Annotated in this window: 17 protein-coding genes and 1 pseudogene; 8 read left to right on the top strand and 10 right to left on the bottom strand. The window is 71.9% G+C overall.

Going from position 1 to position 24,363, the window contains the following annotated elements:
• The first annotated feature begins 94 nt into the window (after positions 1-94).
• Entirely contained in the window at positions 95-910 is an 816-nt protein-coding gene (locus tag ACZ7RU_RS09795; RefSeq protein ID WP_470340349.1) for a helix-turn-helix domain-containing protein, read from the top strand.
• Between the two features lie 93 nt (positions 911-1,003).
• On the opposite strand, the gene ACZ7RU_RS09790 is transcribed toward ACZ7RU_RS09795, so the two are convergent.
• Positions 1,004-1,978 (bottom strand): glycoside hydrolase family 6 protein, encoded by a 975-nt coding sequence (locus ACZ7RU_RS09790; RefSeq protein WP_470340348.1) that lies wholly within the window; start codon positions 1,976-1,978, stop codon positions 1,004-1,006.
• 304 nt (positions 1,979-2,282) lie between these two features.
• Here ACZ7RU_RS09790 and ACZ7RU_RS09785 point away from each other — a divergent pair, with 304 nt between their 5' ends.
• The 4 genes from ACZ7RU_RS09785 (at position 2,283) to ACZ7RU_RS09770 (ending at position 7,048) form a co-directional block, all read left to right on the top strand.
• Positions 2,283-3,305, top strand: a complete 1,023-nt coding sequence (locus ACZ7RU_RS09785; protein ID WP_470340347.1) for a LacI family DNA-binding transcriptional regulator — start codon at positions 2,283-2,285, stop codon at positions 3,303-3,305.
• A 303-nt stretch (positions 3,306-3,608) separates the two neighbouring features.
• Positions 3,609-4,910, top strand: a complete 1,302-nt coding sequence (locus tag ACZ7RU_RS09780) for an ABC transporter substrate-binding protein (protein ID WP_470340346.1) — start codon at positions 3,609-3,611, stop codon at positions 4,908-4,910.
• 204 nt (positions 4,911-5,114) lie between these two features.
• Positions 5,115-6,116, top strand: coding sequence for a carbohydrate ABC transporter permease (locus tag ACZ7RU_RS09775; RefSeq protein ID WP_470340345.1), 1,002 nt, complete (start codon positions 5,115-5,117; stop codon positions 6,114-6,116).
• Positions 6,117-6,133: 17 nt separating this feature from the next.
• On the top strand, positions 6,134-7,048 hold the full coding sequence (locus tag ACZ7RU_RS09770; RefSeq protein ID WP_470340344.1) for a carbohydrate ABC transporter permease: 915 nt from the start codon (positions 6,134-6,136) through the stop codon (positions 7,046-7,048).
• 77 nt (positions 7,049-7,125) lie between these two features.
• Here ACZ7RU_RS09770 and yjfF read toward each other — a convergent pair whose 3' ends face one another.
• The 4 genes from yjfF to ACZ7RU_RS09750 all read right to left on the bottom strand — a co-directional run bounded on the left by yjfF (position 7,126) and on the right by ACZ7RU_RS09750 (position 11,798).
• Entirely contained in the window at positions 7,126-8,103 is a 978-nt protein-coding gene (gene yjfF, locus ACZ7RU_RS09765) for a galactofuranose ABC transporter, permease protein YjfF (protein ID WP_470340343.1), read from the bottom strand.
• The gene (locus ACZ7RU_RS09760; RefSeq protein ID WP_470340342.1) at positions 8,100-9,182 is read right to left on the bottom strand and encodes an ABC transporter permease; all 1,083 of its coding nucleotides are present in this window, start codon (positions 9,180-9,182) and stop codon (positions 8,100-8,102) included. Before ACZ7RU_RS09760 ends, yjfF begins: the two co-directional genes overlap by 4 nt.
• Positions 9,179-10,702, bottom strand: coding sequence for a sugar ABC transporter ATP-binding protein (locus ACZ7RU_RS09755; protein ID WP_470340341.1), 1,524 nt, complete (start codon positions 10,700-10,702; stop codon positions 9,179-9,181). The genes ACZ7RU_RS09760 and ACZ7RU_RS09755 overlap by 4 nt, the downstream gene beginning before the upstream one ends.
• 115 nt (positions 10,703-10,817) lie before the next feature.
• Complete coding sequence (locus tag ACZ7RU_RS09750; protein ID WP_470340340.1) at positions 10,818-11,798, bottom strand: ABC transporter substrate-binding protein; 981 nt, start codon at positions 11,796-11,798, stop codon at positions 10,818-10,820.
• A 309-nt stretch (positions 11,799-12,107) separates the two neighbouring features.
• Between ACZ7RU_RS09750 and ACZ7RU_RS09745 the strand changes: the two genes are divergently transcribed.
• On the top strand, positions 12,108-14,273 hold the full coding sequence (locus ACZ7RU_RS09745; RefSeq protein ID WP_470340339.1) for a glycoside hydrolase family 9 protein: 2,166 nt from the start codon (positions 12,108-12,110) through the stop codon (positions 14,271-14,273).
• A 109-nt stretch (positions 14,274-14,382) separates the two neighbouring features.
• Here the strand turns inward: ACZ7RU_RS09745 and ACZ7RU_RS09740 are convergent, their stop codons facing one another.
• The 5 genes from ACZ7RU_RS09740 to ACZ7RU_RS09720 form a co-directional block, all read right to left on the bottom strand.
• Positions 14,383-15,789 (bottom strand): extracellular catalytic domain type 1 short-chain-length polyhydroxyalkanoate depolymerase, encoded by a 1,407-nt coding sequence (locus tag ACZ7RU_RS09740; RefSeq protein ID WP_470340338.1) that lies wholly within the window; start codon positions 15,787-15,789, stop codon positions 14,383-14,385.
• Between the two features lie 67 nt (positions 15,790-15,856).
• Positions 15,857-18,217: a beta-xylosidase/alpha-l-arabinosidase gene (locus tag ACZ7RU_RS09735; RefSeq protein WP_470340587.1), complete on the bottom strand. Its 2,361-nt coding sequence runs from the start codon at positions 18,215-18,217 to the stop codon at positions 15,857-15,859.
• A gap of 8 nt (positions 18,218-18,225) precedes the next feature.
• On the bottom strand, positions 18,226-19,044 hold the full coding sequence (locus tag ACZ7RU_RS09730; protein ID WP_470340337.1) for a carbohydrate ABC transporter permease: 819 nt from the start codon (positions 19,042-19,044) through the stop codon (positions 18,226-18,228).
• Entirely contained in the window at positions 19,044-19,973 is a 930-nt protein-coding gene (locus ACZ7RU_RS09725; RefSeq protein WP_470340336.1) for a carbohydrate ABC transporter permease, read from the bottom strand. The genes ACZ7RU_RS09730 and ACZ7RU_RS09725 overlap by 1 nt, the downstream gene beginning before the upstream one ends.
• A gap of 11 nt (positions 19,974-19,984) precedes the next feature.
• A complete protein-coding gene (locus ACZ7RU_RS09720) occupies positions 19,985-21,277 on the bottom strand; it encodes an ABC transporter substrate-binding protein (protein ID WP_470340335.1) in 1,293 nt (430 codons plus the stop codon).
• A gap of 156 nt (positions 21,278-21,433) precedes the next feature.
• Here ACZ7RU_RS09720 and ACZ7RU_RS09715 point away from each other — a divergent pair, with 156 nt between their 5' ends.
• Positions 21,434-22,459 (top strand): LacI family DNA-binding transcriptional regulator, encoded by a 1,026-nt coding sequence (locus ACZ7RU_RS09715; protein WP_470340334.1) that lies wholly within the window; start codon positions 21,434-21,436, stop codon positions 22,457-22,459.
• Between the two features lie 396 nt (positions 22,460-22,855).
• Positions 22,856-24,328: pseudogene (locus tag ACZ7RU_RS09710) on the top strand (glycoside hydrolase family 10 protein); the annotation flags it as partial.
• Positions 24,329-24,363 lie beyond the last annotated feature (35 nt).

Genomic DNA, 24,363 nt, shown 5'->3' with positions numbered 1-24,363 from the left:
ACGCTAGGTCCGGCCGGCGCACCACCGCGTGGGCCGGGTTCACCCTCCGGTGGTCTGTTTTCACCATCCTCCGCGAGTGGTACAACTCGTGGCCATGCGCACAGTCCTCGCCCGGCTCGACGAGCCACCGACCCTCGCCGGCGTCGGCATCGGCGTGCACGGACCGGCCGGCCACATGGACGTGTTCTCGCTGCCGGACCTCTGGCAACTCCATCTGTACGACTACCACGCCGACCTGACGGTGGACGGCACCCCGTACAGCATCCGTCCCGGCCGGGTCAGCCTGGTACCGCCCGGCTCCGACGTCCGTTACCGCTACCGGGGCCGCTCCGAGCACTTCTACGTCCACCTGCGCCTCGGCACCGCCGGCACCCCGCACCGGATCCCCGTCATCCAGCCCGCCGGACCCGAACTCGACCCGCTCACCGCCCGGTTCCGTCAGGCACTCGCCGCCTGGCCGCGCACGCCCGCCCGGGCCGCCGCCGAGATCTGGTCCGCGCTGTGGCGGATCGCCCTGCTCACCCCTCCCGGCGAGTCCGGCGCCCCGACCGTCCACCCTTCGGTCGCCTCCGCCACCGCCCTGATCGAGGCCCGGCTCGCCGAACCCCTCACCGTGCCCGAGATCGCGCGCGCCGTCGGCGTCTCGCACAACCACCTCACCCGGCTGTTCCGCGCCGCCACCGGCGAGACCGTCGTCGGCTACATCCGCGCCCGCCGGATGGAACGCGCCCGCCACTTCCTGCGCGCCACCACCCTCTCCATCCCCGCGATCGCCGCCTCCGTCGGCATCCCCGACCTGCACGCCTTCAACAAGGCCTGCCGACGCGAACTCGGCGCCTCCCCCCGCAGCGTCCGCACGGCCCGGACCCGCCCGGACGACCCGCGCGCCCCGTCGCCGCCCGCCCGGTAGCCGCGCGCCCGGTGGGGCGGCCCCGGAGTCGAGGGCCGCCCCACCGGGCGCTCAGAACGGGCGGGCGGCGACGCGCGCGGGCGTCGTCTCCCGTCAGTAGCCGTAGATCATCTTGTAGGCGACCTCGGGCAGGAACTGTCCGGCGGTGGATCCGGCGCCGACGCCGCAGTTGCCGTCGGACTCGCCGGGTGCCTTGATCCACAGCAGCATCTCGGCGCCGCCGCCGAGCTGCGAGGGCCGGCCGATCCGCCGCCCCGCCGGGTTGCACCACGCCCCGTTGGAGCCGTTGCCGTTGCGGCTGGTGTCGATGACGTAGGGCTTGGTGAAGCCCTTCGTGGACCGCAGGGCCGCGTTGACGGCGTTGCCGTAGGCGGTGTTCTCGGAGGTGGTGAGGTAGTTCGACACGTTCAGCGAGAACCCGTGCGCCCCGCTCACCCCGGCCGCGGCCAGGTGCCGGGCCATGGTGTCGGCGCTCAGCCAGCCGGGGTTGCCCGCGTCGAGGTAGACCCAGGTGTTCGGGGCCTTGGCGTTGAACTGCGCGATGGCGTCGCTCAGCAGGGCGTTGCGCTCGGTGATCTGGGCCGGGCTCATGCAGCTCTCGTCGCCGAGCGAGTCGGGTTCGAGGACGACCACCGCCGGACGGTTGCCGATGCCGCTCGCGAAGGCGGCGATCCAGGTCCGGTAGTCGGCGGCGCTGCCCGCGCCGCCGCCGGACTGGCCCGCGCAGATGTCACGGTTGGGGATGTTGTACGCCACCAGGACGGGCAGCTTGCGGTTGGCGGCCGCCGCACCGACGAAGGAGCCGGTGGCCGTCCCGATGGTGCCGCTCCAGTTGCCGAACCAGCGCGCCGTCGGCACGTCGGCGATCGAGGAGCGGATCGCGGGGGCGCGGCCGTCGCCCGGGTTGGCGTCGACCCACCGCCGCGCGGAGGAGTCGGGGTCCACGTAGAAGCCGCTGGTCATGGTGGTGGGGTCGGCGGCGTGGGCGGCCGTGGGGTTGAGCGTGAGGAGGGCGGTGCTCAGCAGCGGGGCCAGGAGCAGGGAGCGGGTACGGAGCGAACGGGGCATGGTGCTTCCTCCACGGGTGGGGGTTGGGGGGAGGATGGAAGCGCTTCCGGTTCCAGAGGTTGGGGCTTTCCGGACGCGGTGTCAAGACCGATGCCGCACAGGCCCCTTGCTCCGGCCCGTGCCCGGGAGCCGGTGGCCGGCCCGCCGGTTCCGGGTGGAGACGGGGCCGTTCGCCGCACGATCTGGAAGCGCTTCCAGTCGGTGGGGCTAGCGGGTTCGGCCCGATTCGCCCGACGGCCCGGCCCGTCCGTGGAACCATGGTCCGGAGCAGGCACCGGCGGCACGGGGAGGATCGGCGATCACGATGGGGACGTCTCCACGACGCCGGCCGACGCTGGACGAGGTCGCCGCCCGGGCCGGTGTCTCCCGCACCGCGGCGTCCCGGGTGATCAACAACGTGCCGCACGTGAGCGCCGCCAAGCGTGCCGCGGTGGAGCGGGCGGTCCGCGAGCTCGACTACACGCCGAACCCGACCGCCCGGGCGCTGGCGACCCGGCGCGCGGGTGCGGTCGTGCTGGCGGTGTCCAGCGACGAGCCCGGCCTGTTCGCCGACCCGTTCTTCGCCGAGGTGACGGTGGGCGTCAGCTCCTACCTCGACCGGACGGACCTCGAACTGGTCCTGCTGCTGGCCGACACCCCCCGCGGCAAGGAGCGCCTGGAGCGGGTCCTGAGCTCCCACCGGGCGGACGGCGTGATGCTGATGGCGGTGCGCGGCGACGACCCCCTGGGCCGGCTGGCCGAGGAGACGAACCTGCCCGTGGTCTTCGGCGGCCTGCCCCTGGCGGGCACGCCCCGGTGGTACGTGGATCCGGACAACCGGGGCGGCGCGCGGCTGGCCGTCGAGCACCTGGTGCGCGGCGGCCGCCGGAACATCGCGATGATCACCGGACAGGTCGACCTCCAGGCCGCCGTCGCCCGCGAACAGGGCTTCCGCGAGGCACTCGTCCTGGCCGGCCGGTCCGACGCCGGCGTGGCCGCCGGCGGCTTCACCCGGGCCGGTGGCGAGGCCGCGATGGAGCGGCTGCTCGCGGACCGTCCGGACCTCGACGCGGTGTTCGCGGCCAACGACGGCATGGCGCTGGGAGCGCTGCGGGCCCTGCGCCGACACGGCCGGCGGGTGCCCGAGGACGTCGCGGTCGTCGGCTTCGACGACCTCGCCGGCGCCCTGTACGCCGATCCGCCGCTGACGACCGTGCACCAGCCGGTGCGCGCGCTCGGACTGGAGATGGCCCGGATGCTGGTGGCCGTCCTCGACGGCCAGGACCCGAGCCCCCTCGTCCTGCCCACCCGCCTGACCGTCCGCGAGTCCGCGCCCCCGGCCGCCTGACGGTCCGCGAACCCGTGTCCCGACCGCCGGCCGGCACCGCCGGCGATCCGCCCCGCGCGTGACCGGCGCACGGACCCGAACTCCCCTGCTGTCACACCTCTTGACAGTCCGTCTCCGAGGGAGCAGGGTTCCCGTTTGGGAGCGCTCCCACGCCTCGGCCGACGCTCCCGGGGCCGTCAGCGCGAGTCCACCCCGGCCCCTTGCGCCTCCCCACGCACCCCTTCACGACCGCTCGCGGCTCCGCTTCCGGCGTCGCGAGCGCGGCCCACCCCGCGCGTCCCGCTACCGTCCCTGGAGAACCCCATGTTCCTGCGCAGCCGTTCCCGCAGAGCCCCCGCCCTCCTGTCGGCCGCCGTCGTCACCGCGGCCCTGGTCACCGGATGCTCCTCCGGAGGGTCCGGCTCGGACGACCCGAACGCGAAGATCACGCTCACCGTGGGCGACTTCGGCACCTTCGGCTACAAGGACGCCGGGCTCTTCGACGAGTACATGAAGGCGCACCCGAACATCACCGTCAAGGAGAACGCCACCACGGTGGAGGGCGACTACTGGACGGCGTTGCAGACCCGGCTGTCGGGCGGCGGGCTCGACGACATCCAGGCCCTCGAGGTGAGCCGGATCGCGCTCGCCGCCTCCGACCAACTCAGCGCCGCCTTCACCGATCTGTCGAAGGCCCAGGGCGTCGACAAGGACGCCTACCTGCCGTGGAAGTGGAAGCAGGCGACCACCGCCCAGGGCAAGACCGTCGGCCTCGGCACGGACGTCGGCCCGATGGCGATCTGCTACCGCCAGGACCTCTTCGAGGCGGCGGGCCTGCCCGGCGACCCCGCCGCGGTCAGCGCCCTGTGGGCGGGCGACTGGGCGAAGTACGTCGAGGCCGGCCGCCGGTACCAGGCCAACGCCCCCAAGGGGACCTTCTTCATGGACACCGCCACCGGCCTGTACAACGGCGTGGTCTCCTCCAACACCGAGCAGTACTACAAGAACGGCAAGGCCGACTACCAGGGCTCCGCCGGGGTGCGGAACGGCTGGAAGCTGGCCTCCGACGCGGTCCAGGCCGGCATCACCCAGGGGCTCAAGGAATTCGACACCCCCTGGCAGACCGCCTTCTCCAACTCCACGTTCGCCACCACCGTCTGCCCGTCCTGGCAGCAGGCCAACATCGAGAAGTACTCCGGCCCCGGCAACGCCGGGAAGTGGAACGTCGCCCAGGCCCCCGCCGCCGGGAACTGGGGCGGCTCGTTCCTGACTGTGCCGGCCTCCGGCAAGCACGTCGCCCAGGCCCAGGCGCTGGCCGTCTGGCTCACCGCGCCCGAGCAGCAGGCCAAGGTCTTCCAGAAGGTCGGGAACATCCCCTCCAACCAGAAGGCGTACACGCTTCCGGGCGTCACGGACTTCACCAACCCGTACATCGGCCCGAACGCCCCCACCGGTCGGATCTTCTCCACCGCCGCCAAGGCCATCCAGCCGGCCGAAACGGGGCCGCACCACGGTGACTTCCACGGGGCGTTCGGCAACGGCGTGCAGCTGATGGAGCAGAACCACCAGAGCCCCGAGGAGGCCTGGGCCGCCACCGTCAAGCAGCTCGCGAGCACCGTGCAGTAACCGCGGGGCCCGGGCCGTACGGACCGCGTGGCACCCTCCCCCGCGCGGTCCGTACGGCCGCCGCTCCCCCGCGCGGTCCGTACGGCCGCCGCTCCCCCGCGCGGTCCGTACGGCCGCCACCCACGAACAGCCGAGACCGACCGATCCCTGTCCAGAAACGACGCGACGACCCCAGCCGGCCGTCGACCCGGCACGGAGGAACCTGTGGCCACCCCGACCCGCACCCCCCGAAGAGACCCGGCCGACCCACCCGCCCCGAGCCCCCCGGAGCGCCGCGCGGCGCCGACCGGCCTGCGCCGCCGGCTGCACCGCTGGGACCACGCCGGCTCGCCCTACGTGTTCGTCGCGCCCTTCTTCGTGGTGTTCGCGGTCTTCGGGCTCTTCCCGCTCGTCTACACCGGCTGGCTGTCCCTGCACCAGGTCAGCCTGTACAACGTGGACCAGACCGACTGGGTCGGTCTCCAGAACTACCGTGACCTGCTGTTCGGGCCGGCGAGCGACCTCTTCTGGAACGCCCTGCGCAACACGGTCAGCCTCGGCGTGCTGTCCACCGTCCCGCAGCTGCTGATCGCGCTCGGCCTCGCCCACCTGCTCAACTACCGCCTGCCGGCCCGTGGTTTCTTCCGCACCGCGCTGCTCGCGCCGTACGCGACGTCGGTGGCGGCCGCCACGCTCGTCTTCGCGCTGATCTTCAGTCCCGAGGGCGGCATGGCCAACTGGCTGCTCGGCCTGGTGGACCTCGGGCCGGTCCGCTGGGAGTCCGGCACCTGGAGCTCCCAGCTCGCCGTCTCGGTGATCGTCATCTGGCGCTGGACCGGCTACAACGCGCTGATCTACCTCGCCGCGATGCAGGCCGTCCCCCGCGAGCTGTACGAGGCCGCCGCGATCGACGGAGCCAACCGCTGGCAGCAGTTCCGCCACGTCACGATCCCCGAACTGCGCCCGACCATCCTGTTCACCGTCGTCGTCTCGTTCATCGGATCGACCCAACTCTTCGGCGAGCCCTATCTGTTCGGCGGGCAGAGCGGCCACCAGGGCGGCACCGACCACCAGTACGAGACCCTCGGCATCCTCATGTACGACCAGGGCTTCCACTACAGCCTGCTCGGACGCGCCTCGGCCATCGCCTGGCTGATGTTCGGGCTGCTCCTGCTGGTCGGCCTGGCCAACACGCTGATCGCCCGCCGCCTGCGCGCCGCCAAGTGACCGGGAAGGACGACTCCATGACCACCATCCCCGCCCCCGACTCCGCCACCGCGCGGCGGGCCACCGGGCGCCGGAGCCGGCTGCGCTCCCCGGGCGCGGGCGACCAGCACCGGGCCGGGCCGTTCGCCCTGGTGGCGCTGGTCGTGGCCGCCCTCGTCTCGCTGTTCCCGCTGTACTGGACGCTCGTGGCGGCGTCGACCGACAGCCACCGGGTGGTCTCCACGCCCCCGCCGCTCCTGCCCGGATCCAACCTGTTCCACAACATCGGCTACGTGTGGGACAACGCCGGAGCGCGCGGCATGGGCGTCGCGCTGCTCAACTCCACCCTGGTCGCCGGCACCGTCGCGCTCAGCACGGTGGCGTTCTCCGTTCTGGCCGGCTTCGCGTTCGCCAAGCTGCGCTTCCGCGGCCGCGGGGCGCTGCTGTCCCTCGTCGTCGCCACCATGGCGGTGCCCGCCCAGGTCAGCGTCGTGCCGCTGTTCATCCTGATGCGGCACCTGGGGCTCGGCAACCATCTCGGCGCGCTCGTCCTGCCCTCCCTGGTGACCGCCTTCGGCGTCTTCTTCATGCGCCAGTACCTCACCCAGGCCCTGCCCACCGAACTGCTGGAGGCGGCCCGGGTCGACGGCGCGCACTCGCTGCGGGTCGTCTGGCACGTCGTCCTTCCGGTCGCCCGGCCCGCCATGGCCGTCCTGGGGATGCTCGTCTTCGTCCAGTCCTGGAACGACTTCCTGTGGCCCGTCATCGCCATGAACGGCGCCACGAATCCCACCGTCCAGGTCGCCCTCGCCGGGCTCGGCACCGGCTGGTCCACCGACTGGTCCGTCATCACCGCCGGCGCGCTCGTCGGCACCGCGCCGCTGCTCCTGGTCTTCACCGTCTTCGGCCGCCAGATCGTCGGCGGCATCACCCAGGGCGCCCTGAAGGGGTGACCGGCCGCCGCCCCGGCCCCGGCTCCGCAGGCGTGCGCGGGGCCGGAGCCGGGGCGGATGACGACCGTGCCCGGCGGTCAGCGCCGGCGGGCGGTGATCAGGCGCTGCAGCACGATGAAGACGAACAGCAGGGCGCCGATGACGATCCGGGTCCACCAGGAGCTGAGGGTGCCCTGGAAGCTGATCACGGTCTGGATCAGTCCGAGCACCAGCACCCCGAGCACGGTGCCGAGCAGGTAACCGGAGCCGCCGGTGAGCAGGGTGCCGCCGATGACGACCGCGGCGATCGCGTCGAGTTCCAGGCCGACCGCGTGCAGGCCGTAGCCGGAGAGCATGTAGAAGGTGAGCAGCACACCGCCGAGCGCGGAGCAGAAGCCGCTGATCGCGTACACGGTGGTCTTGGTGCGCTGCACCGGCAGGCCCATCAGCAGGGCGGACTGCTCGCTGCCGCCGAGCGCGTACACGTCGCGGCCGAGCCGGGTGTAGTGGAGGACCACGAATCCGACGGCGACCACCAGCAGGGCGATCACCGCGCTCGGTGAGACGAACAGACTGCCGAGCGGGATCCGGGTCTGCGCCATGGCGGTGTACTGCGGGTCGGTGATGGAGATCGAGTCGATGCTGATCGTGTAGCACAGGCCGCGCGCCAGGAACATGCCGGCCAGGGTGACGATGAACGGCTGGATCTCGAAGACGTGGATGACCCAGCCCATCAGCCAGCCGCCGCCGGTGCCCATCAGCAGGACCAGCGGGATGACCAGCAGCGGTGGCCAGCCGTGCTGTTCGACCAGCCAGGCGGAGACCACGGTGGACAGCGCGACCACCGCGCCGACCGACAGGTCAATGCCGCCGGTCAGCACGACGAACGTCATGCCGACCGCGACGACCAGCAGGAACGCGTTGTCGATCAGCAGGTTGAGCACGACCTGGCCGGAGAGGAAGCCGTCGTACTCCACCGAGCCGACGCCGAACATCGACACCAGCAGCACGGCGGTGACCAGCAGCGGGACCTGCCGGCGGAGCCGGGCGGACAGCGCGTGGGTGTTGGCGTTCATTCGCCGACCTCCCGGTTGGTGGGGGCCGCGGGGTGCGACCGGGCGGTGTGCCGGGACCGGGCGCCGCGGCCGGCGAGCTTGGCCCGGAAGGCGGGCGACTGGACCAGGCACACGGTGATCACCACGAACGCCTTGAACACCAGGGTGGTCTCCGGCGGGATGCCGATGGTGTAGACGGTGGTGGAGAGGGTCTGGATGATCAGCGCGCCGAGGACGGTGCCGCCGATCGAGAACCGGCCGCCGTTGAGCGAGGTCCCGCCGAGCACCACGGCGAGGATGGCGTCGAGTTCGATCCACAGGCCGGCGTTGTTCCCGTCCGCCGCCGAGACGTTGGAGGAGACCATCAGTCCGGCGACCGCCGCGCACAGCGCGCTGAACACGTACACCAGACCGACCAGGCGGGTCGCCCGGATGCCGACCAGCCGGCTGGCGACCGGGTTGCCGCCGACCGACTCCAGCAGCAGGCCGAGCGCGGTGGAGCGGGTGAGCAGCGCGGTGAGCAGGGCGACCAGGCCGGCGAGCAGGATCGCGAACGGCACGGTCAGCCAGTAGCCGCCGCCGATCAGCTTGTACGGCTCGCTGGTGACGGTGATGATCTGGCCGTCGGTGATCAGCTGGGCCAGCCCGCGCCCGGCGACCATCAGGATCAGGGTGGCGATGATCGGCTGGACACCGGCCCTGGCCACCAGGACGCCGTTGACGAGGCCGAGCACCAGGGCGGTGCCGAGGGCGTAACCGGCGGCGGTCAGCACGGTGCCGACGCTGCCCGGGTCGGCGGACCGGCTGATGTGCAGGCAGGCCAGGGCCCCGGAGATCGCGACGGTCGAGCCGACCGACAGGTCGATGCCGCCGGTGGCGATCACCAGGGTCATGCCCAGGGAGACCAGGATCAGCGGGGCGCCGAAGTGCAGGATGTCGACCAGGGAGCCGTAGAGGTGGCCGTCCCGCAGGTGGACGGCGAAGAAGTCGGGGGTGAAGGCGAGGTTGGCGACCAGGAGCACGACCAGCACCGCGGCCGGCCAGAACAGCCGGTACCGGGTCACCGCCTTGACCGGGCTCGCCGCCGTTGCCGCGCTCATCGCTCCGCTCCGCTCGCGATGGCGGCCATGACGCGCTCCGGGGTGAGCCCGCCGTCGTTGTCCAGCTGGGCGACCATCCGGTGGTCGCGCAGCACGCCGACCCGGTGGCTGAGCCGCAGCACCTCCTCCAGTTCCGCGGAGATGAAGAGCACCGCCATCCCGTCCTCGGCGAGGTTCGCCACCAGCTTCTGGATCTCGGCCTTCGCCCCGATGTCGATGCCGCGGGTCGGCTCGTCCAGGATCAGCAGCTTGGGGTCGGTGATCAGCCAGCGGGCGAGCAGCACCTTCTGCTGGTTGCCGCCGCTGAGGTTGCGCACCAGCGCCTCGGGGTCGCCGGGGCGGATGTCCAGGGCGCGGATCCAGCGCAGCGCCAGCGCGTCCTGCGCGGTGCGGGACAGCGGACGGGTCCAGCCCCGGGCCGCCTGTAGCGCCAGCACGATGTTCTCCCGGACGGTCAGTTCGCCGACCAGGCCCTCGGTCCTGCGGTTCTCCGAGCAGAACGCGATGCCGTGGGCGATCGCGTCGCGCGGCCCGCGCAGTACGGTTCCGGCGCCCTCGATCCGCAGGGTGCCGCCGTCGCTCCGGTCGGCGCCGAACAGCAGCCGGGCCGCCTCGGTCCGGCCGGAGCCCAGCAGCCCGGCCAGTCCGACCACTTCGCCCGACCGGACGGCCAGGTCGTACGGTTCGACGGCGCCCCGCCGGGTCAGCCCCTCGGCTTGCAGGAACACCGCCGCGGTGGCCGGAGCGGTGCGTTCGCGCCGCTCGCCGCCGCCGAGCCGGTCGAGTCCGGCGAGCTCGGCGCCGATCATCCGGGAGACCAGCCGGGTCTGGTCCAGCTCGCTGGTCAGGTACTCGCCCTCGAGCCGTCCGTTGCGCAGCACGGTCATCCGGTCGCAGATCTCGTAGACCTGGTCGAGGAAGTGCGAGACGAACAGGATGGCGACGCCCTGGTCGCGCAAGCGGCGCATCACGGTGAAGAGTTGGCGGACCTCGTCGCGGTCGAGGCTGGAGGTGGGTTCGTCCAGGATCAGCACCTTGGCGGAGACGTGGACCGCGCGGACGATGGCCACGAGTTGCTGGACGGCGATGGAGTAGCTGTTCAGCGGCGCGCTGACGTCGATGTCCAGTTCCAGTTCGCGGACCAGTTCGGCGGCCCGGCGGCGCATCGCGGCCCAGTCGATCAGGCCGAACCGGCGGGGTTCCCGCCCGATGAGGACGTTCTCCGCGACCGACAGGTTCGGGCAGAGGTTCACCTCCTGGTAGACCGTGCTGATGCCGGCCTGCTGGGCCTGCGCCGGTCCGGAGATCCGCACCGGTCGGCCGGCGAGCAGCACCTCGCCGCCGTCGACCGGGTGGACTCCGGTGAGCACCTTGATCAGCGTGGACTTGCCGGCGCCGTTCTCCCCCATGAGGGCGTGCACCTCGCCGGGGAAGAGCCGGAAGTCGACTCCGTCCAGCGCCACCACCCCGGGGAACTCCTTTCGGAGCCCCCGGACTTCCAGGACCGGTTGCTGCCGCACCCCGGTTCTCCTTTCGTGTCTCCCGGAGCGCGGACCGCCCTCGGGCGGTCCGCTCCGGGCCGTGCGGGGCCGTGCGGGGTCGGCCCGCGGGAGCGGCCCCGCACGGATCGGGCGGTCAGTACTGGCGGTTCGGCAGGGCCGCGGTGGCCTGCTCGGGGGTGAAGGTGCCCTCCTCGGTCTTGATCCGCCGGGGCACCTGCTCACCCGCCTTGACCTTCTTCACCAGGTCCATCAGCTGGTCGCCGAGGAGCGGGTTGCACTCGACGTCGTAGTTGATCTTGCCCTGGCTCATCGCAGTGAAGGCGTCCTTGACGCCGTCCACGGAGACGATCTTGATGTCGGTGCCGGGCTTCTTGCCGGCCTCCTCGATCGCCTGGATCGCGCCGAGCGCCATGTCGTCGTTGTGCGCGTACAGCACGTCGATCTTCGGCTGGGACTTCAGGAAGGCCTGCATGACCTCCTTGCCCTTGGCGCGGGTGAAGTCGCCGGTCTGCGAGGCGACCACCTTGAACCGGGGCTGCCCCTTCACGGCGTCCATGAAGCCGGACTTGCGGTCGTTGGCCGGCGCCGATCCGGTGGTGCCCTCCAGCTGGACGATGTTCACGTCGCCGTCGCCGGCCGCGTACTCCTTGACCAGCCAGTCGCCGGCCGCCTTGCCCTCCTCGACGAAGTCCGAGCCGAGGAAGGAGGCGTAGAGCGACTCGTCCTTGGAGTTCACCGCGCGGTCGGTCAGGACGACCGGGATGTGCGCGTCCTTGGCCTCCTTGAGCACGGTGTCCCAACCCGACTCCACCACCGGCGAGAAGGCGATCACGTCGACCTTCTGCTGGATGAACGAGCGGATCGCCTTGATCTGGTTCTCCTGCTTCTGCTGCGCGTCGGAGAACTTCAGCTCGATCCCGGCCTTCTTCGCCGCCTCCTGGATCGACTTGGTGTTGGCGGTGCGCCACCCGCTCTCCGCGCCCACCTGCGAGAAGCCCACGACGAGCTTGCCGCCGGAGGCCTTGCCGGCAGAGCCTCCGCCGCCGGAACCACAGGCGGCGAGGAGGGCGACCATCGTGCCGGCGACCAGGGCCGCCGCAACTCTCTTGGACATGGGGGGACTTCCTCTCGGGATCGTCGATCGCTCGATTGTTAGCGCTAACATTCGACTCGACAAGATTCGCCGCAGCCCGTTATCCAATCTTGACCAGCCCCGGCAGCGCCCGGCAGTCCCGTCCGACAGTCCGTCACCACCGGTTCCGAGAGGACGACCGATCTGATCTGACGCTCCGTCAACTTCCGTTCGTGCACCGCATCTTGACGCACCCAGCGGACGGCTGGCTTCATGGGGGGAACTGGGAGCGCTCCCACGGTCCATGCTCCCGCGCCCCCGACTCCCCGCCCCCGACGGAAGGCCCCACCCATGCCTCCCCTCCTCCCCGGCCGCCGACTGCCCCGGCGCGCGGCCGCCGTACTGACCGGTCTGGCCCTGGCCGCCGCCGGGTCGACGGCCGCCGGGTTCGCCCCGGCCACCACCGCGGCAGCGGCCACGGCCACCACGGCCGCCGACTTCCCCGTCCGCGTGAACCAGCTCGGCTACCTGCCGGACGGGCCCAAACGGGCCACCGTGGTCAGCTCCGCGACAGCCCCGGTCCCCTGGCGGCTGCGCGACGCCTCCGGCGCGCAGGTCGCCGCCGGCACCACCACCGTGCACGGCGCCGACCGGGCGTCCGGCCAGTCCACGCACCTGGTGGACTTCGGCGCATACACCGGCACCGGCACCGGCTTCACCCTGGTCGTGGACGGCGGCGCGAGCCACCCGTTCGACATCTCGGCGTCGCTGTACGACGGGCTGCGTGCCGACAGCCTGTCGTTCTTCTACCAGCAGCGCAGCGGCATCGCCATCGACGCGGCCCTGGCCGGCAGCGCGTACGCCCGCCCCGCCGGCCACCTGGGCGTGGCGCCGAACCAGGGCGACACCGGCGTGCCGTGCCAGGCCGGGGTGTGCGACTACCGCTCGGACGTCCGCGGCGGCTGGTACGACGCCGGGGACCAGGGCAAGTACGTGGTCAACGGCGGCATCGCGACCTGGGAGCTGGTCAACTCCTTCGAACGGGCGCACCGTTCGGGCGCCGACGCGGCCCTCGGCGACTCCACTCTGCGCGTTCCCGAGCGCGGCAACGGGGTGCCGGACGTCCTGGACGAGGCCCGCTGGGAGCTGGACTTCCTGCTGCGGATGCAGGTCCCGGACGGCCGGCCGATGGCCGGGATGGCCTTCCACAAGCTGCACGACGCCCAGTGGACCGGCCTGCCGACCCGGCCCGAACTCGACGACCAGCCACGCGAGTTGCACAAGCCGTCGACCGCCGCCACGCTCAACCTGGCCGCCGTCGGGGCACAGTGCGCCCGGGTGTACGCGCCGTACGACGCCGCCTTCGCCGCCCGCTGCCTGGACGCGGCCCGCCGCGCCTGGACGGCGGCCAGGGCCAACCCGGGCGTCCTCGCCCCGGCGAGCGACAACACCGGCGGCGGAGCGTACGAGGACGCCGACGTCTCCGACGAGTTCTACTGGGCCGCGGCCGAACTCCTCGCCACCACCGGCGAGTCCCAGTACCGGGACGCAGTCACCTCCTCCCCGCACCACACCGGGCCGGTCGACGGGTTCTGGTGGGGCGGCACCGCGACGCTCGGCCGGATCACCCTGGCCACCGTCCCCGGCGTGGCCCTGCCCGCCGCCGACGTGACGCGCCTGCGCGGCCTGCTGACCGCGGCCGCCGACAGCCATCTGTCCACCATGGCCGGACAGGGCTACGCGGTGCCGATCGCCGCCGACGGCTACGTCTGGGGGTCCAACAGCTCGGTCGCCAACAACGCGATGGTGCTGGCCGTCGCCCACGAGCTGACCGGGGCCGCGCGCTACCGGACCGGCGCCCTGGAGGCAATGGACTACCTGCTCGGCCGCAACGCGCTGGACCACTCCTACGTGAGCGGCTACGGCGAGCGGGCCTCGGAGAACCAGCACCACCGGTTCTGGGCGCACCAGAACGACGCCGCACTGCCGCACCCGCCGGCCGGCTCCTTCGCGGGCGGCCCGGACGCGGGCCTGGAGGATCCGGTGGCGAAGGCCAAGCTGACCGGCTGCGCACCGGCGGCCTGCTACGTCGACGACATCGGCTCGTACTCGACCAACGAGGTGGCGATCAACTGGAACGCCTCGCTGGCCTGGCTCGCGGCGTTCGCCGCCGAACGGCGGACGGCACCGACCCCGCCGACGGCGTCCTGCGCGGTGGCGTACAAGGTCGACAACGCCTGGAACGGCGGGTTCACCGCGACGGTGACCGTACGGAACACCGGCACCGCCACCGTCTCCGGCTGGACCCTCGGTTGGAGCTTCCCGGGCGACCAGCGGATCTCGACCGGGTGGAACGCGGCGATCACCCAGTCCGGCAGTGCCGTGAGCGCGCGGGACGCCGGCTGGAACGGCACCCTGGCGCCCGGGGCGAGCGCGGGCTTCGGGTTCCAGGCGACGGGCTCCGGCGCCAACCCGGCACCCTCCCGCTTCACCCTGAACGGCGCCGACTGCACCTGAGCACCCCCGGACCAGGCCGCCCGCCGCACCGTCACGGTGCGGCGGGCGGACCGCGCGGTCACGGCCGGACCGGGTCACCGCGACCGGCCGTGACCGCGGTGTCATCCGGTCATCCGAGCGTCCACTGCTGGTTCCTGCCGCCGCTGCAACTCCACAGCTGGACGGGCGTGCCGTCGGCGGTGGCCAGACCGGCCACGTCCAGGCAGAGCCCCGACTGCACCCCGGTGATGGTGCCGTTCGGGTTCAGCCGCCACTGCTGGTTGGGCTGGCCGTTGCAGGACCAGACGACCACCTTGGTGCCGTCGGTGGTGCCCTTGGCGCTGGCGTCCAGGCACAGCGTGCTGCCGCCGACGGTCACGGTCAGCTGGTTCGACGCCGTACGGGTCCAGGTCTGGTCGGCTCCGCCGTTACAGCCGTGGATCTGCTGCTGGGTGCCGAGCGTCGCGTTGTTCACCGCGGTCAGGCACTTGCCCGCGTCCACCGCGTGCAGCGCGCCGGTCGTGCCGCCGCCGGAGGGCGCCGCGTCCAGGCCCATGAAGCGGATGGCCTCGGCGGCCATCGCGGTCCCCTGGACCGGCAGTTGGTGTCCGGCCCCGGCGATGCTGTACGCCTCGACCTGGGTGGTCCCGGCGCTGTTGTCGTACCGCGTCCGGTTCCAGTTGGCCGTCGGGGTGTCCGTGGCCGACGGCGTCCGGCTCACGCCGAGGACGTCGGTCCACTCCTTGATCTCCTCACCGAGGTTGTTGTGGCTCAGGATCGTGTCGGCGGTTCCGTGCCACAGCTGCACGCGCGGACGCGGCCCGGTGTAGCCGGGGTACCCCGTGTTGCGGACCAGGCCGCCCCACTGCTGCGGGGTCATGGACACCCTGCCCTGGGCACAGTCCGCGTTCCAGCCGCGGACGGAGCCGGTGTAGAAGCAGTGGTAGGGCACCCCCATGAACGCCGCGCCCGCCTTGAACACGTCGGGGTAGTCGGCGAGCATGACGTTGGTCATCATCCCGCCCGACGACTGGCCGGTCACGTACACGGCGTCGGCGTTGCCGCCGTAGTGCTGCTCCGTGTAGGTGATCATCGACCTGAGCCCGATCGGGTCACTGCCGCCGTTGCGGGTCAGCGCCTGATCGGAGGAGACGTCCCAGCAGCTTCCGCTCGGGTTCGTCGAGGGATAGATGACGAGGAAGCCGTACCGGTCGGCGAGCGAGCCGAAGTCGGTGCTGGAGTACAGGTAGGGCCCCGTCCCCTGGCACCCGTGCAGGGCCAGCAGGATCGGGGGGTTGGCCCTGACGCTGTTCGGCACGTACAGGTGCATCAGCAGCCCGGTCGGGTTGGCGCCGAAGTTCGTGATCTGCGTCAGCGAGCCGGTGGTCTGCGGGGTGGCGGCCGGCGTGGCGGCCGGGGTGGCGGCCGCCGGGGCGGCGGCGGCCTGCGGCGCGGCCTGAAGACTCAGGCCGACCGCGAGGCCGACCGCGGCGACGACGCCCAGGAGACGGGACGGTAACGAGCGGTTTCGGAACATGGGACCTCTCCGTCGAGATTGCCATGAGTGCGAGGAAGGTTCCGGTGCCGGCTGGCGCGGTGGCGGATCAGGTGCACTGGAAGTCCGCGTGCAGGCGCCGGGTGTGGTCCAGGACTCGGACCGGGCCGTCCAGTCGGACGGTGGCGGTGAGCCGGACGTCGGTGCTGGAGGCGGCGATCCGCAGCTCCAGTTCGCCGGGCTCGACGATGCGTCGGCCGTCGCGTCCGGTGAAGGACGCGAGGTCGGCGGGGACACGGACCCTGATCCGGGTCCGCTCACCCGCGTCAAGGGTGAGCCGCCGGTAGCCGATCAGCCGCAGGACCGGCTGCACGACGGAGGCGACGGGGTCGTGCAGGTAGAGCTGGACGGTCTCGCTGCCGCTCCGCTCACCGGTGTTGCGCAGGGTGAAGGCGAGGCCGAGCTCGCCGTCGGTCGCGGCGGCGGCCCGGTCCACCTCCAGATCGGTCCACGCGAACGTGGTGTAGCCGATGCCGTGCCCGAACCCGAACGCGGGGGTCGGGTCGGTGCTGGACACCTCGCTGGGTCCGGCCAGCCGGGCGGCGAGGTAGGTGGAGGGCTGCACGCCAGGCCGGGCCGGGATGCTGACCGGCAGCCGGCCCGAGGGGTTGGTCCGGCCGCTGAGCACGGCGGCGATCGCCTCGGTCCCGGCCTCCCCGGGGAAGAAGGTCTGCACCAGGGCCGCCGCCTCGGTCGCCGCACGCCCCAGCGCGTAGGGGCGCCCGGCGAGCAGCACCGGCACGACCGGCTTGCCGGTGTCCAGCAGCGCGTCGAGCAACTGCCGCTGCACCCCGGGCAGTTCCAGGGACTCGACGTCGCAGCCCTCGCCGCTGGTACCGCGCCCGAACAGGCCGGCCCGGTCCCCGAGGGCGACGATCACGACATCGGCCTGCCGGGCCGCCTCGACGGCCTCGGCGAAGCCGGACGTGTCGGGCCCGTCGACGCTCGCCCCCGCCGCCGTGCGGATCTCGCTTCCGGGGAACTCGGCCGCCAACGCCTGCCCCAGCGTCGGCAGTTCGATGCCGACCGGGACCCCGGGGTGCTGGCTGCCGACGTGCACCGGGAAGGCGTAGCAGCCCAGCACCGAGGTCGGGGTGTCGGCGTTGGGGCCGATCAGCGCGATCCGGCGGGGGCCGCGCAGCGGCAGGGTGCCGTCGTTGCGCAGCAGCACCACCGCCTGCTCGGCGATCTCCCGGGCGAGGGCGCGGTTCTCCGGGCGGTCCAGGTCGACCGAGCCCCGCAGGGCGGCCGGGTCGTCGAGCGAACGGCCGGCGAGCGCCGCCGGGACGGCGTCCCAGTCCTCGTCCAGCAGGCCGAGTCGGGCCTTCTGCGTCAGCACCCGGCGCAGCGCCCGGTCCACCAGCGCCTCGGGCACGGTCCCGTCCTCGACGGCGCGCAGCAGCGGCTCCCCGAAGGTCTTCACGGTGGGCAGTTCCACGTCCACGCCGCTGGCCAGGGCGAGGGCGGCGGCCTCGGCCCAGTCCCCGGCGACGCCGTGCAGCACCTTGAGGAAGGCGATGCCGAAGTAGTCGGCGACCACGGTCCCCTCGAAGCCCCAGGTGTCGCGCAGCAGCCCGGTCAGCAGCGCCTCGTCGGCGGCCGAGGGGACGCCGTCGGTGTCGGTGTAGGCGTGCATGACCGAACCGGGCCGGCCCTCGCGCACCGCCATCTCGAACGGCGGCAGGATCACGTCGGCACGCTCCCGCGCACCCATGCCGACGGGGGCGAGGTTGCGCCCGGCGCGCGAGGCCGAGTACCCGGCGAAGTGCTTGAGCGTGGCGACGATCCCCGCCGACTCCAGGCCCTGCACGTAGGCGGTGGCCACCGTGCCGACCAGGTAGGGGTCCTCGCCGATGGTCTCCTCGACCCGGCCCCAGCGGGCGTCGCGGACGACGTCGAGGACCGGGGCGAGGCCCTGGTGGACGCCGACCGCGCGCATGTCGCGGCCGACGGCCGCGGCCATCCGCCGGATCAGGTCCGGGTCGAAGGTGGCGCCCCAGGAGAGCGGCACCGGGTAGGCGGTGGCGCCCCAGGCGGCGAAGCCGGCCAGGCACTCCTCGTGCGCGAGGGCCGGGATGCCGAACCGGTTCGCGGCGGCGATGCGCTGCTGGCTGCGGGCCAGGGAGAGCGCGCCCAGCGCCGGGTCGACCGGCACCGTGCCGAAGGGCCGGGTCAGCTGGCCCAGCCCGGAGGGGAGCAGGTCGTCGAGGGCGGGCGGCTCCTCCATGTCGTGCTGGTGCGGGGCGACGTCGCCGCCCTCGTCGGAGGCGCCGACCCAGACGCCGACGAGCTGGGCCAGCTTCTCCGGCAGGGTCATCTCGGCGAGCAGGGAGTCCGCGCGTTCCTCGGGGCTGAGCGCGCGGTCGCGCCAGCGGGTGGTCGGGTCAGCGGACGGGACGGCCGGGTTCATGGTGCCGGTCACTTTCCTCCGACGCCCATCAGGCCTTGGACCAAGGCACGGCGGGCGAACAGGTAGACGATGAATACGGGGAGCGTCGACAGCACGACGGCACTGAGCAGGCCGGGCACGTTCACGCCGTGCTCGGTCTGGAACTCGTACAGGCCGAGGGTGATGACCTTGGTGCCCTCCGACTGGGTGAGGATCAGGGGGAACAGGAAGCCGTTCCACGCCTGCAACGCGGAGAAGACCACGACGGACGAGAGGCCGCCCCTGGACAGCGGCAGCACCAGCTGCCAGAACACCCGCCAGGGGGTGGCGCCGTCCATGGCCATCGCCTCGTAGAGCTCGCCGGTGATGTCCCGCATGGCGCCGGTGAGCACCAGCGTGCAGACCGGCAGGCAGAACGCCGCGGTGGGCAGGATGACGCCGAGCAGGTTGTCGTAGAGGCCGGCCTTGCCGATGACGTAGAACATCGGCACGATCACGGCCTGCGCCGGAATCGCCAGCCCCAGCAGGAAGACCCGGAAGACCGTCCCGATGGCCCTGCCCCGGGCCCGGACGATCGCGTAGGCGAGCGGGGGCACCACGAGCAGCACGATCGCGACCACGCTCACGGTGACGAGGAGCGTGTTGAGGAAGTCCCGGCCGAAGCCGTTGGAGAAGTCGTCGACGTAGTTCTGCAGGGTCAGCCGCGCGGGGAAGGTGAGCGGTCCCTGCGAGGAGTAGTCGGACCGGGTCCGGAAGGTCGCGATCAGCAGCACGTACAGCGGGAAGCCGACGAGTGCCAGCCAGACCAGCGAGCCGAGCCCGGCGAGGTGGTTGGGACGCCGTCGCATCACAGTCCCTCCGTGGTGCTGCGCATCCTGTCGTAGCCGGACAGCCGCACGACGGCGAGCGAGATCAGGGTGGCGACCACCACGAGGACCAGGGCGATGGCCGAGCCGGCACCGAAGTCGAAGCTCTTGAAGGCCTGTTGGTACATGTAGTAGGCGCTGTTGGTGGTGTCGGTGCCGGGGCCGCCCTGGGTGAGGATGAGGACGGTGTCGAAGGTGGTGAGGCCGCCGACCAGCATCAGGATCACCGACGTGATGACGGTGTTGCGCAGCTGCGGCAGGGTGATGTGGAAGAACTGCCGCACCCTGCCCGCGCCGTCGATCGACGCGGCCTGGTAGAGCACCTGCGGGATCGCCCGGGCGCCGCCCTGGTAGAGCAGGGCGTGCATGGGCGTCCACTGCCACATGCCGACGAAGGTGAGCACCGCGACGGCACTCCCCTGACTGCCCATCAGGTTGCCGTCGCCGAACAGCCATTCCAGCTGCGAGGGCACGCCGAAGTTGGGGTCGAGGATGGCGCGCCAGACCACCGAGACCGCGGTCGCGGACAGCAGCAGCGGCACGAAGAAGATCGCGGACAGCACCGCTCGGTTGCGTTGGTGCCCGGCCGCCCACACGCCCAGCAGGATGCTCACCGGGGTCTGCACGACCACCCCGGCCACGGTCAGCACCAGGGTCAGACCGACGCTCTGCGTCATGACCGGGTCGTGCAGCAGTTTGGTCCAGTTGGCGAAGCCGTTGAACCGGGGGGCGTCGACGCCGTTCCAGCTGGTGAAGGAGAGCACCGCCACCAGGACCAGCGGCAGGACCGCGAACACCAGGAAGAACACGGTCGCGGGCAGCGCCCAGGCGAGGCCCGGGCGGGTCACCCCTACGCCGGTCCGGCGGGGCCGCGCCCCGATCGCCGGAGGGTCTAGGGAGGTAGCACTCATGGCGATCCGTCTCAGGAGGCGGGCAAGGCCTGCATGGCCTTGATGAAGCCGTCCGCATCGAGCTTGCCGTTGAAGAACTGCTGGACGGCGGTGTGGATCGGCGTGTTGGCGGCCGGCGGGTACGCCTGGTCCCAGGACAGCTGGAACGACGGGGCGGCCTTGACCAGGTCGTACTGGTACTTCGAGTAGTCGGGGCTGTCCGAGGTGGCGAGGAACTGTTCGGTGTTGGTGGTGGTCGGCAGGTTGCCGATCGCCAGCTGCGCCTTCACGAACTCGTCGGAGTACATGAGCTTCAGGAAGGCGGCCGCCGCCTCGGGATGCTTGCTCTTCTTCAGCACCGAGTAGAAGTTGTTGGTGTTGCCGACCAGGTCGGCCGGGTCGCCCTTGCCGCCGGCGACGGCGGGGAAGGTTCCGTACCCGAGGCCGCCCTTGGCGAAGTCGGGATTGGCGTCCCGCTGGGTGGCGTACTCCCAGGAGCCCATCAGCTCGAAGGCCGCCTTGCCCTTGGCCAGGAGGGCCGGGGAGCCGCCGTCGGTGAACTTGACCGAGTCGAAGTTCGATCCGAACGCCCCGGCGTCGACCAGCTGCTTGAGCATGCCCAGGGCCTTCCTGGCGTCCTCGCTCTCCCAGGCGCTCTTGTCGCCGGACAGCACCTTCCGGAACAGCTCGGGGCCCGCGACGCGGTCGAAGACGTACTCGTACCACATCAGGGTCGGCCACTGGTCGCCGCCGCCGAGGGCGATCGGGGTGACGCCCTTGGACTTGAGCACCTGCACGGCACTCAGGAGGTCGTCCCAGGTCTTCGGGGCGCTCAGGCCGGCGTCGGCCAGCACCTTCTTGTTGTGGAACAGCAGCACGGGCTGGGTGCCGCGCATCGGGATGCCGTAGGACTTGCCGTCGATCACGGCGGTGTCGAACACCGAGGGCAGGAAGCTGCTCTTCAGCGCCGGGTCCGCGGCGATCATGTCGTCCAGCGGGAGCAGCAGGTCGGACTTCACGTAGGACTGGATGCTGCCGCCGCCCCAGTTGAAGAAGACGTCCGGCGCCTGGGGGGTGTTGATGACGGTGTTGAGCTTGGCCTGGTAGTCCGCGCCGGGGATGGTGTCGAGGACGGCCTTGACCTTCGACGTCTTGTTGAAGGTGTCGACCAGCTGCTTCTCGACCTTGTTGCTGGCGTCCCCGTAGACCAGCACGTGGATCGTGCCGGAGCCGCCGCCGGCGGAGGAGCCGCCGCTGCCGCAGGCGGCTGTCCCGACCATGACCGCGGCCAGTCCGAGGGCGGCGGCGAAAGCGCGTCTCTTCATCGGGTCTCCCCTAAAGTTTCGACGGGTTTCTCGAAATAACTGCATGGCGGGGACGCTAGGTTGCGAACATGTTTCGGGTCAACCCCCCGGGCGAAGGGGATGTCGAAGTTGTGATGCGCCAACTGTCTTGCGTCGCCGGTGCCTTATGCTGCCCCCATGGAAAAGGGCGATGAACTGGGACGGGTGACCCTCGCGGACATCGCGCGCGAGGCCGAGGTCTCCGTTTCGACGGTTTCGAAGGTCCTCAACGGCCGTACCGACGTGGCGGCGGCCACCCGCGTGCGCGTCGAGCAGGTCCTGAACGACCACGGCTACCGGCGCACCGCGCGCGGCGGCGGCGAAGCCCCCCTCGTCGAGATCGTCTTCCACGAGCTCGACAGCCTCTGGGCGATGGAACTCCTGCGTGGCGTCGAGGCCGTGGCGAACGAGCACGGCGCGGCGGTGGTGGTCACCCACAGCGGTTCCCGCCACGCCCCCGGACCGGAGTGGATCGAGGCGGTGCTGCGTCGGCGCCCCCTCGGCGTCGTCCTGGTCTTCTCCAGCCTGCCGCCCGAGTTCAAGCGCCAACTGCGCGCGCGCTCCATCCCGTTCGTGATCGTCGACCCGGCCGGCAACCCCGACCCGGACGTGCCCTCGGTGGGCTCGGCCAACTGGGCCGGCGGCCTGGCCGCCACCCGGCACCTGATCGAGCTCGGCCACCGGCGCATCGCCATCGTCACCGGCCCGGAGGACACCCTCTGCTCCCTGGCCCGGCTGGACGGCTACCGCTCCGCGCTGTCCATGGCCGGCCTGCCGGTCGACCCCGCGCTGACCGCCTTCGGCGACTTCCACGCCGAGGGCGGATTCGCCCGGGCCGGACGACTGTTGGAGCTCCCCGACCGGCCCACCGCGATCTTCGCCGGCAGCGACCTGCAGGCCCTCGGGGTCATGGAGGCCGCCCGGGTGCGCGGTCTGCGCGTCCCCGAGGACCTGTCCGTGGTGGGCTACGACGACCTGGACATCGCGCAGTGGACCAGCCCCGCGCTGACCACCGTCCGCCAGCCGCTGCGCGAGATGGCCGAACAGGCGACCCGCCTGATCTTCAACCTCCGCGCCGGGGCGGCCCCGGCCGCCCCCACCCGCCTCGAACTCTCGACCACCCTGGTGGTGCGCTCCAGCGCCGTGGCGCCCGGTCGGCCGTGAACCGTTTCGAAAGTTTCGCCGCTGCTCCGCATCGCTGACGCCGCCTCGGCTCCAACCACCACACGCCTGACCGGCTCCGCTCTCCGGCGGTGTAGACCCGGGGCCGCGCGAAGTTGTCGCTGTTTTTGCCGAAAGCGTTGACAGCTTGACGGGCTCAGGCCAACACTGGCGCCGTCGACACGTCCGAGGGGCCTTGGATCCCCGGCCCCGCGCCAACCACCCACGGGCGCGGTCCTGTCGACGCCGTACATCGCCTGTCGGAGACCTCGCCTGAACATTCCGGACAGGGGCCGCGGCCGCCGCGAATTGTTAGCGCTAACAGTATGCGCTGACCGGCAGGGCGGGCGCCACGTCCGGTTGTGCAGGCCTCCCCCCACCCGAGGAGAACGATCCGTCATGCCACGACTCACCACGAAACCCCGACTCCGCAAGGCCCTGACGACGGCCGCGTGCCTGCTCGTCGGCGCGGCCACCGCCGTCACCGCGATCCCCACGGCGCAGGCCGCCGGGGCGACCACGCTGGGCGCGGCCGCCGCCGACAGCGGCCGCTACTTCGGCACCGCCGTGGCCGCCGGCCGGCTCGGCGACTCGACGTACTCCACCGTTCTCGACCGGGAATTCAACATGATCACCCCGGAGAACGAGATGAAGTGGGACACCATCGAGCCGTCCCGCGGCAACTTCAACTTCGGTCCCGCGGACTCGATCGTCAACCACGCCAACGCGCACGGCCAGCGGATGCGCGGCCACACGCTGGTCTGGCACTCCCAACTGCCCAACTGGGTCAGCTCCATCGGCGACGCGAACACGCTGCGCAGCGTGATGAACAACCACATCACCGCCGAGATGAACCACTACAAGGGCAAGATCTACGCCTGGGACGTGGTCAACGAGGCGTTCGCCGACGGCGGCAGCGGCCAGCACCGCGGCTCGGTGTTCCAGAACGTGCTGGGCAACGGCTTCATCGAGGAGGCGTTCCGCACCGCGCGGAACGTCGACCCCTCGGTCAAGCTCTGCTACAACGACTACAGCATCGAGAACTGGTCCGACGCCAAGACCCAGGGCGTCTACAGCATGGTCAAGGACTTCAAGTCCCGCGGCGTGCCCATCGACTGCGTCGGCTTCCAGAGCCACTTCGGCAACGGCGGACCGCCGGCGAGCTTCCGGACCACGCTGGCCAACTTCGCCGCGCTCGGCGTGGACGTCCAGATCACCGAACTCGACATCGCCCAGGCTCCCGCCACCGCGTACGCCAACACCGTCCGGGCCTGCCTCGACGTCGCCCGCTGCACCGGCATCACGGTGTGGGGCATCCGCGACAGCGACTCCTGGCGCACCGGCGAGAACCCGCTGCTGTTCGACAACAACGGCAACAAGAAGCCGGCCTACGGAGCGGTCCTCACCACCCTGGGCGGCGGTGGCAGCGGCACGCCGAGCGGGGGCATCGTCTCCGGCACCGTCTACACGCTCTCCGCGGCGGGAGCCGGCGGGCGCGTCCTCGACGAGCCCGCGGGGCAGAACGGCAACGGCACGCCGCTCCAGGTGTGGGACGCCGCCGGTGCCGCCAACCAGCAGTGGCGGGCCGACCAGAACGGGGACGGCTCCTACACGCTGACCAACATCGCCAGCGGCCGGGTCCTGGACGAGCCGGCCGGCCAGACGGGCAACGGCACGAGGATGCAGGTCTGGGATCCCAGCGGCGGCGCCAACCAGCACTGGAAGGCCGCTCGGAACGGCGACGGCTCCTACACCCTCACCAACGTCGCCAGCGGCCGCGCCCTGGAGACCCCCGGCGGTCAGACCGCCAACGGCACGCCCGTCCAGATCTGGGACTCCAACGGCGGCGCCAACCAGCACTGGAACCTCAGGTGAGCTGAGCCGCGGGGCGCGCGCCTGCCGGCCGG

Source organism: Kitasatospora sp. NPDC114501 (assembly GCF_055633695.1).
Note: the sequence above shows the minus strand (reverse complement) of the source record. Positions and strands in the feature narration are given on the sequence as shown.

Excerpts from the sequence above, each read along its gene's own strand:
- ACZ7RU_RS09740 (WP_470340338.1), bottom strand. The coding sequence starts at position 15,789 with ATGTTCCGAAACCGCTCGTTACCGTCCCGTCTCCTGGGCGTCGTCGCC.
- ACZ7RU_RS09785 (WP_470340347.1), top strand. The coding sequence starts at position 2,283 with ATGGGGACGTCTCCACGACGCCGGCCGACGCTGGACGAGGTCGCCGCC.
- ACZ7RU_RS09780 (WP_470340346.1), top strand. The coding sequence starts at position 3,609 with ATGTTCCTGCGCAGCCGTTCCCGCAGAGCCCCCGCCCTCCTGTCGGCC.
- ACZ7RU_RS09770 (WP_470340344.1), top strand. The coding sequence starts at position 6,134 with ATGACCACCATCCCCGCCCCCGACTCCGCCACCGCGCGGCGGGCCACC.
- yjfF (WP_470340343.1), bottom strand. The coding sequence starts at position 8,103 with ATGAACGCCAACACCCACGCGCTGTCCGCCCGGCTCCGCCGGCAGGTC.
- ACZ7RU_RS09760 (WP_470340342.1), bottom strand. The coding sequence starts at position 9,182 with ATGAGCGCGGCAACGGCGGCGAGCCCGGTCAAGGCGGTGACCCGGTAC.
- ACZ7RU_RS09715 (WP_470340334.1), top strand. The coding sequence starts at position 21,434 with ATGGAAAAGGGCGATGAACTGGGACGGGTGACCCTCGCGGACATCGCG.
- ACZ7RU_RS09790 (WP_470340348.1), bottom strand. The coding sequence starts at position 1,978 with ATGCCCCGTTCGCTCCGTACCCGCTCCCTGCTCCTGGCCCCGCTGCTG.
- ACZ7RU_RS09730 (WP_470340337.1), bottom strand. The coding sequence starts at position 19,044 with ATGCGACGGCGTCCCAACCACCTCGCCGGGCTCGGCTCGCTGGTCTGG.
- ACZ7RU_RS09735 (WP_470340587.1), bottom strand. The coding sequence starts at position 18,217 with ATGAACCCGGCCGTCCCGTCCGCTGACCCGACCACCCGCTGGCGCGAC.
- ACZ7RU_RS09795 (WP_470340349.1), top strand. The coding sequence starts at position 95 with ATGCGCACAGTCCTCGCCCGGCTCGACGAGCCACCGACCCTCGCCGGC.
- ACZ7RU_RS09745 (WP_470340339.1), top strand. The coding sequence starts at position 12,108 with ATGCCTCCCCTCCTCCCCGGCCGCCGACTGCCCCGGCGCGCGGCCGCC.
- ACZ7RU_RS09725 (WP_470340336.1), bottom strand. The coding sequence starts at position 19,973 with ATGAGTGCTACCTCCCTAGACCCTCCGGCGATCGGGGCGCGGCCCCGC.
- ACZ7RU_RS09750 (WP_470340340.1), bottom strand. The coding sequence starts at position 11,798 with ATGTCCAAGAGAGTTGCGGCGGCCCTGGTCGCCGGCACGATGGTCGCC.
- ACZ7RU_RS09720 (WP_470340335.1), bottom strand. The coding sequence starts at position 21,277 with ATGAAGAGACGCGCTTTCGCCGCCGCCCTCGGACTGGCCGCGGTCATG.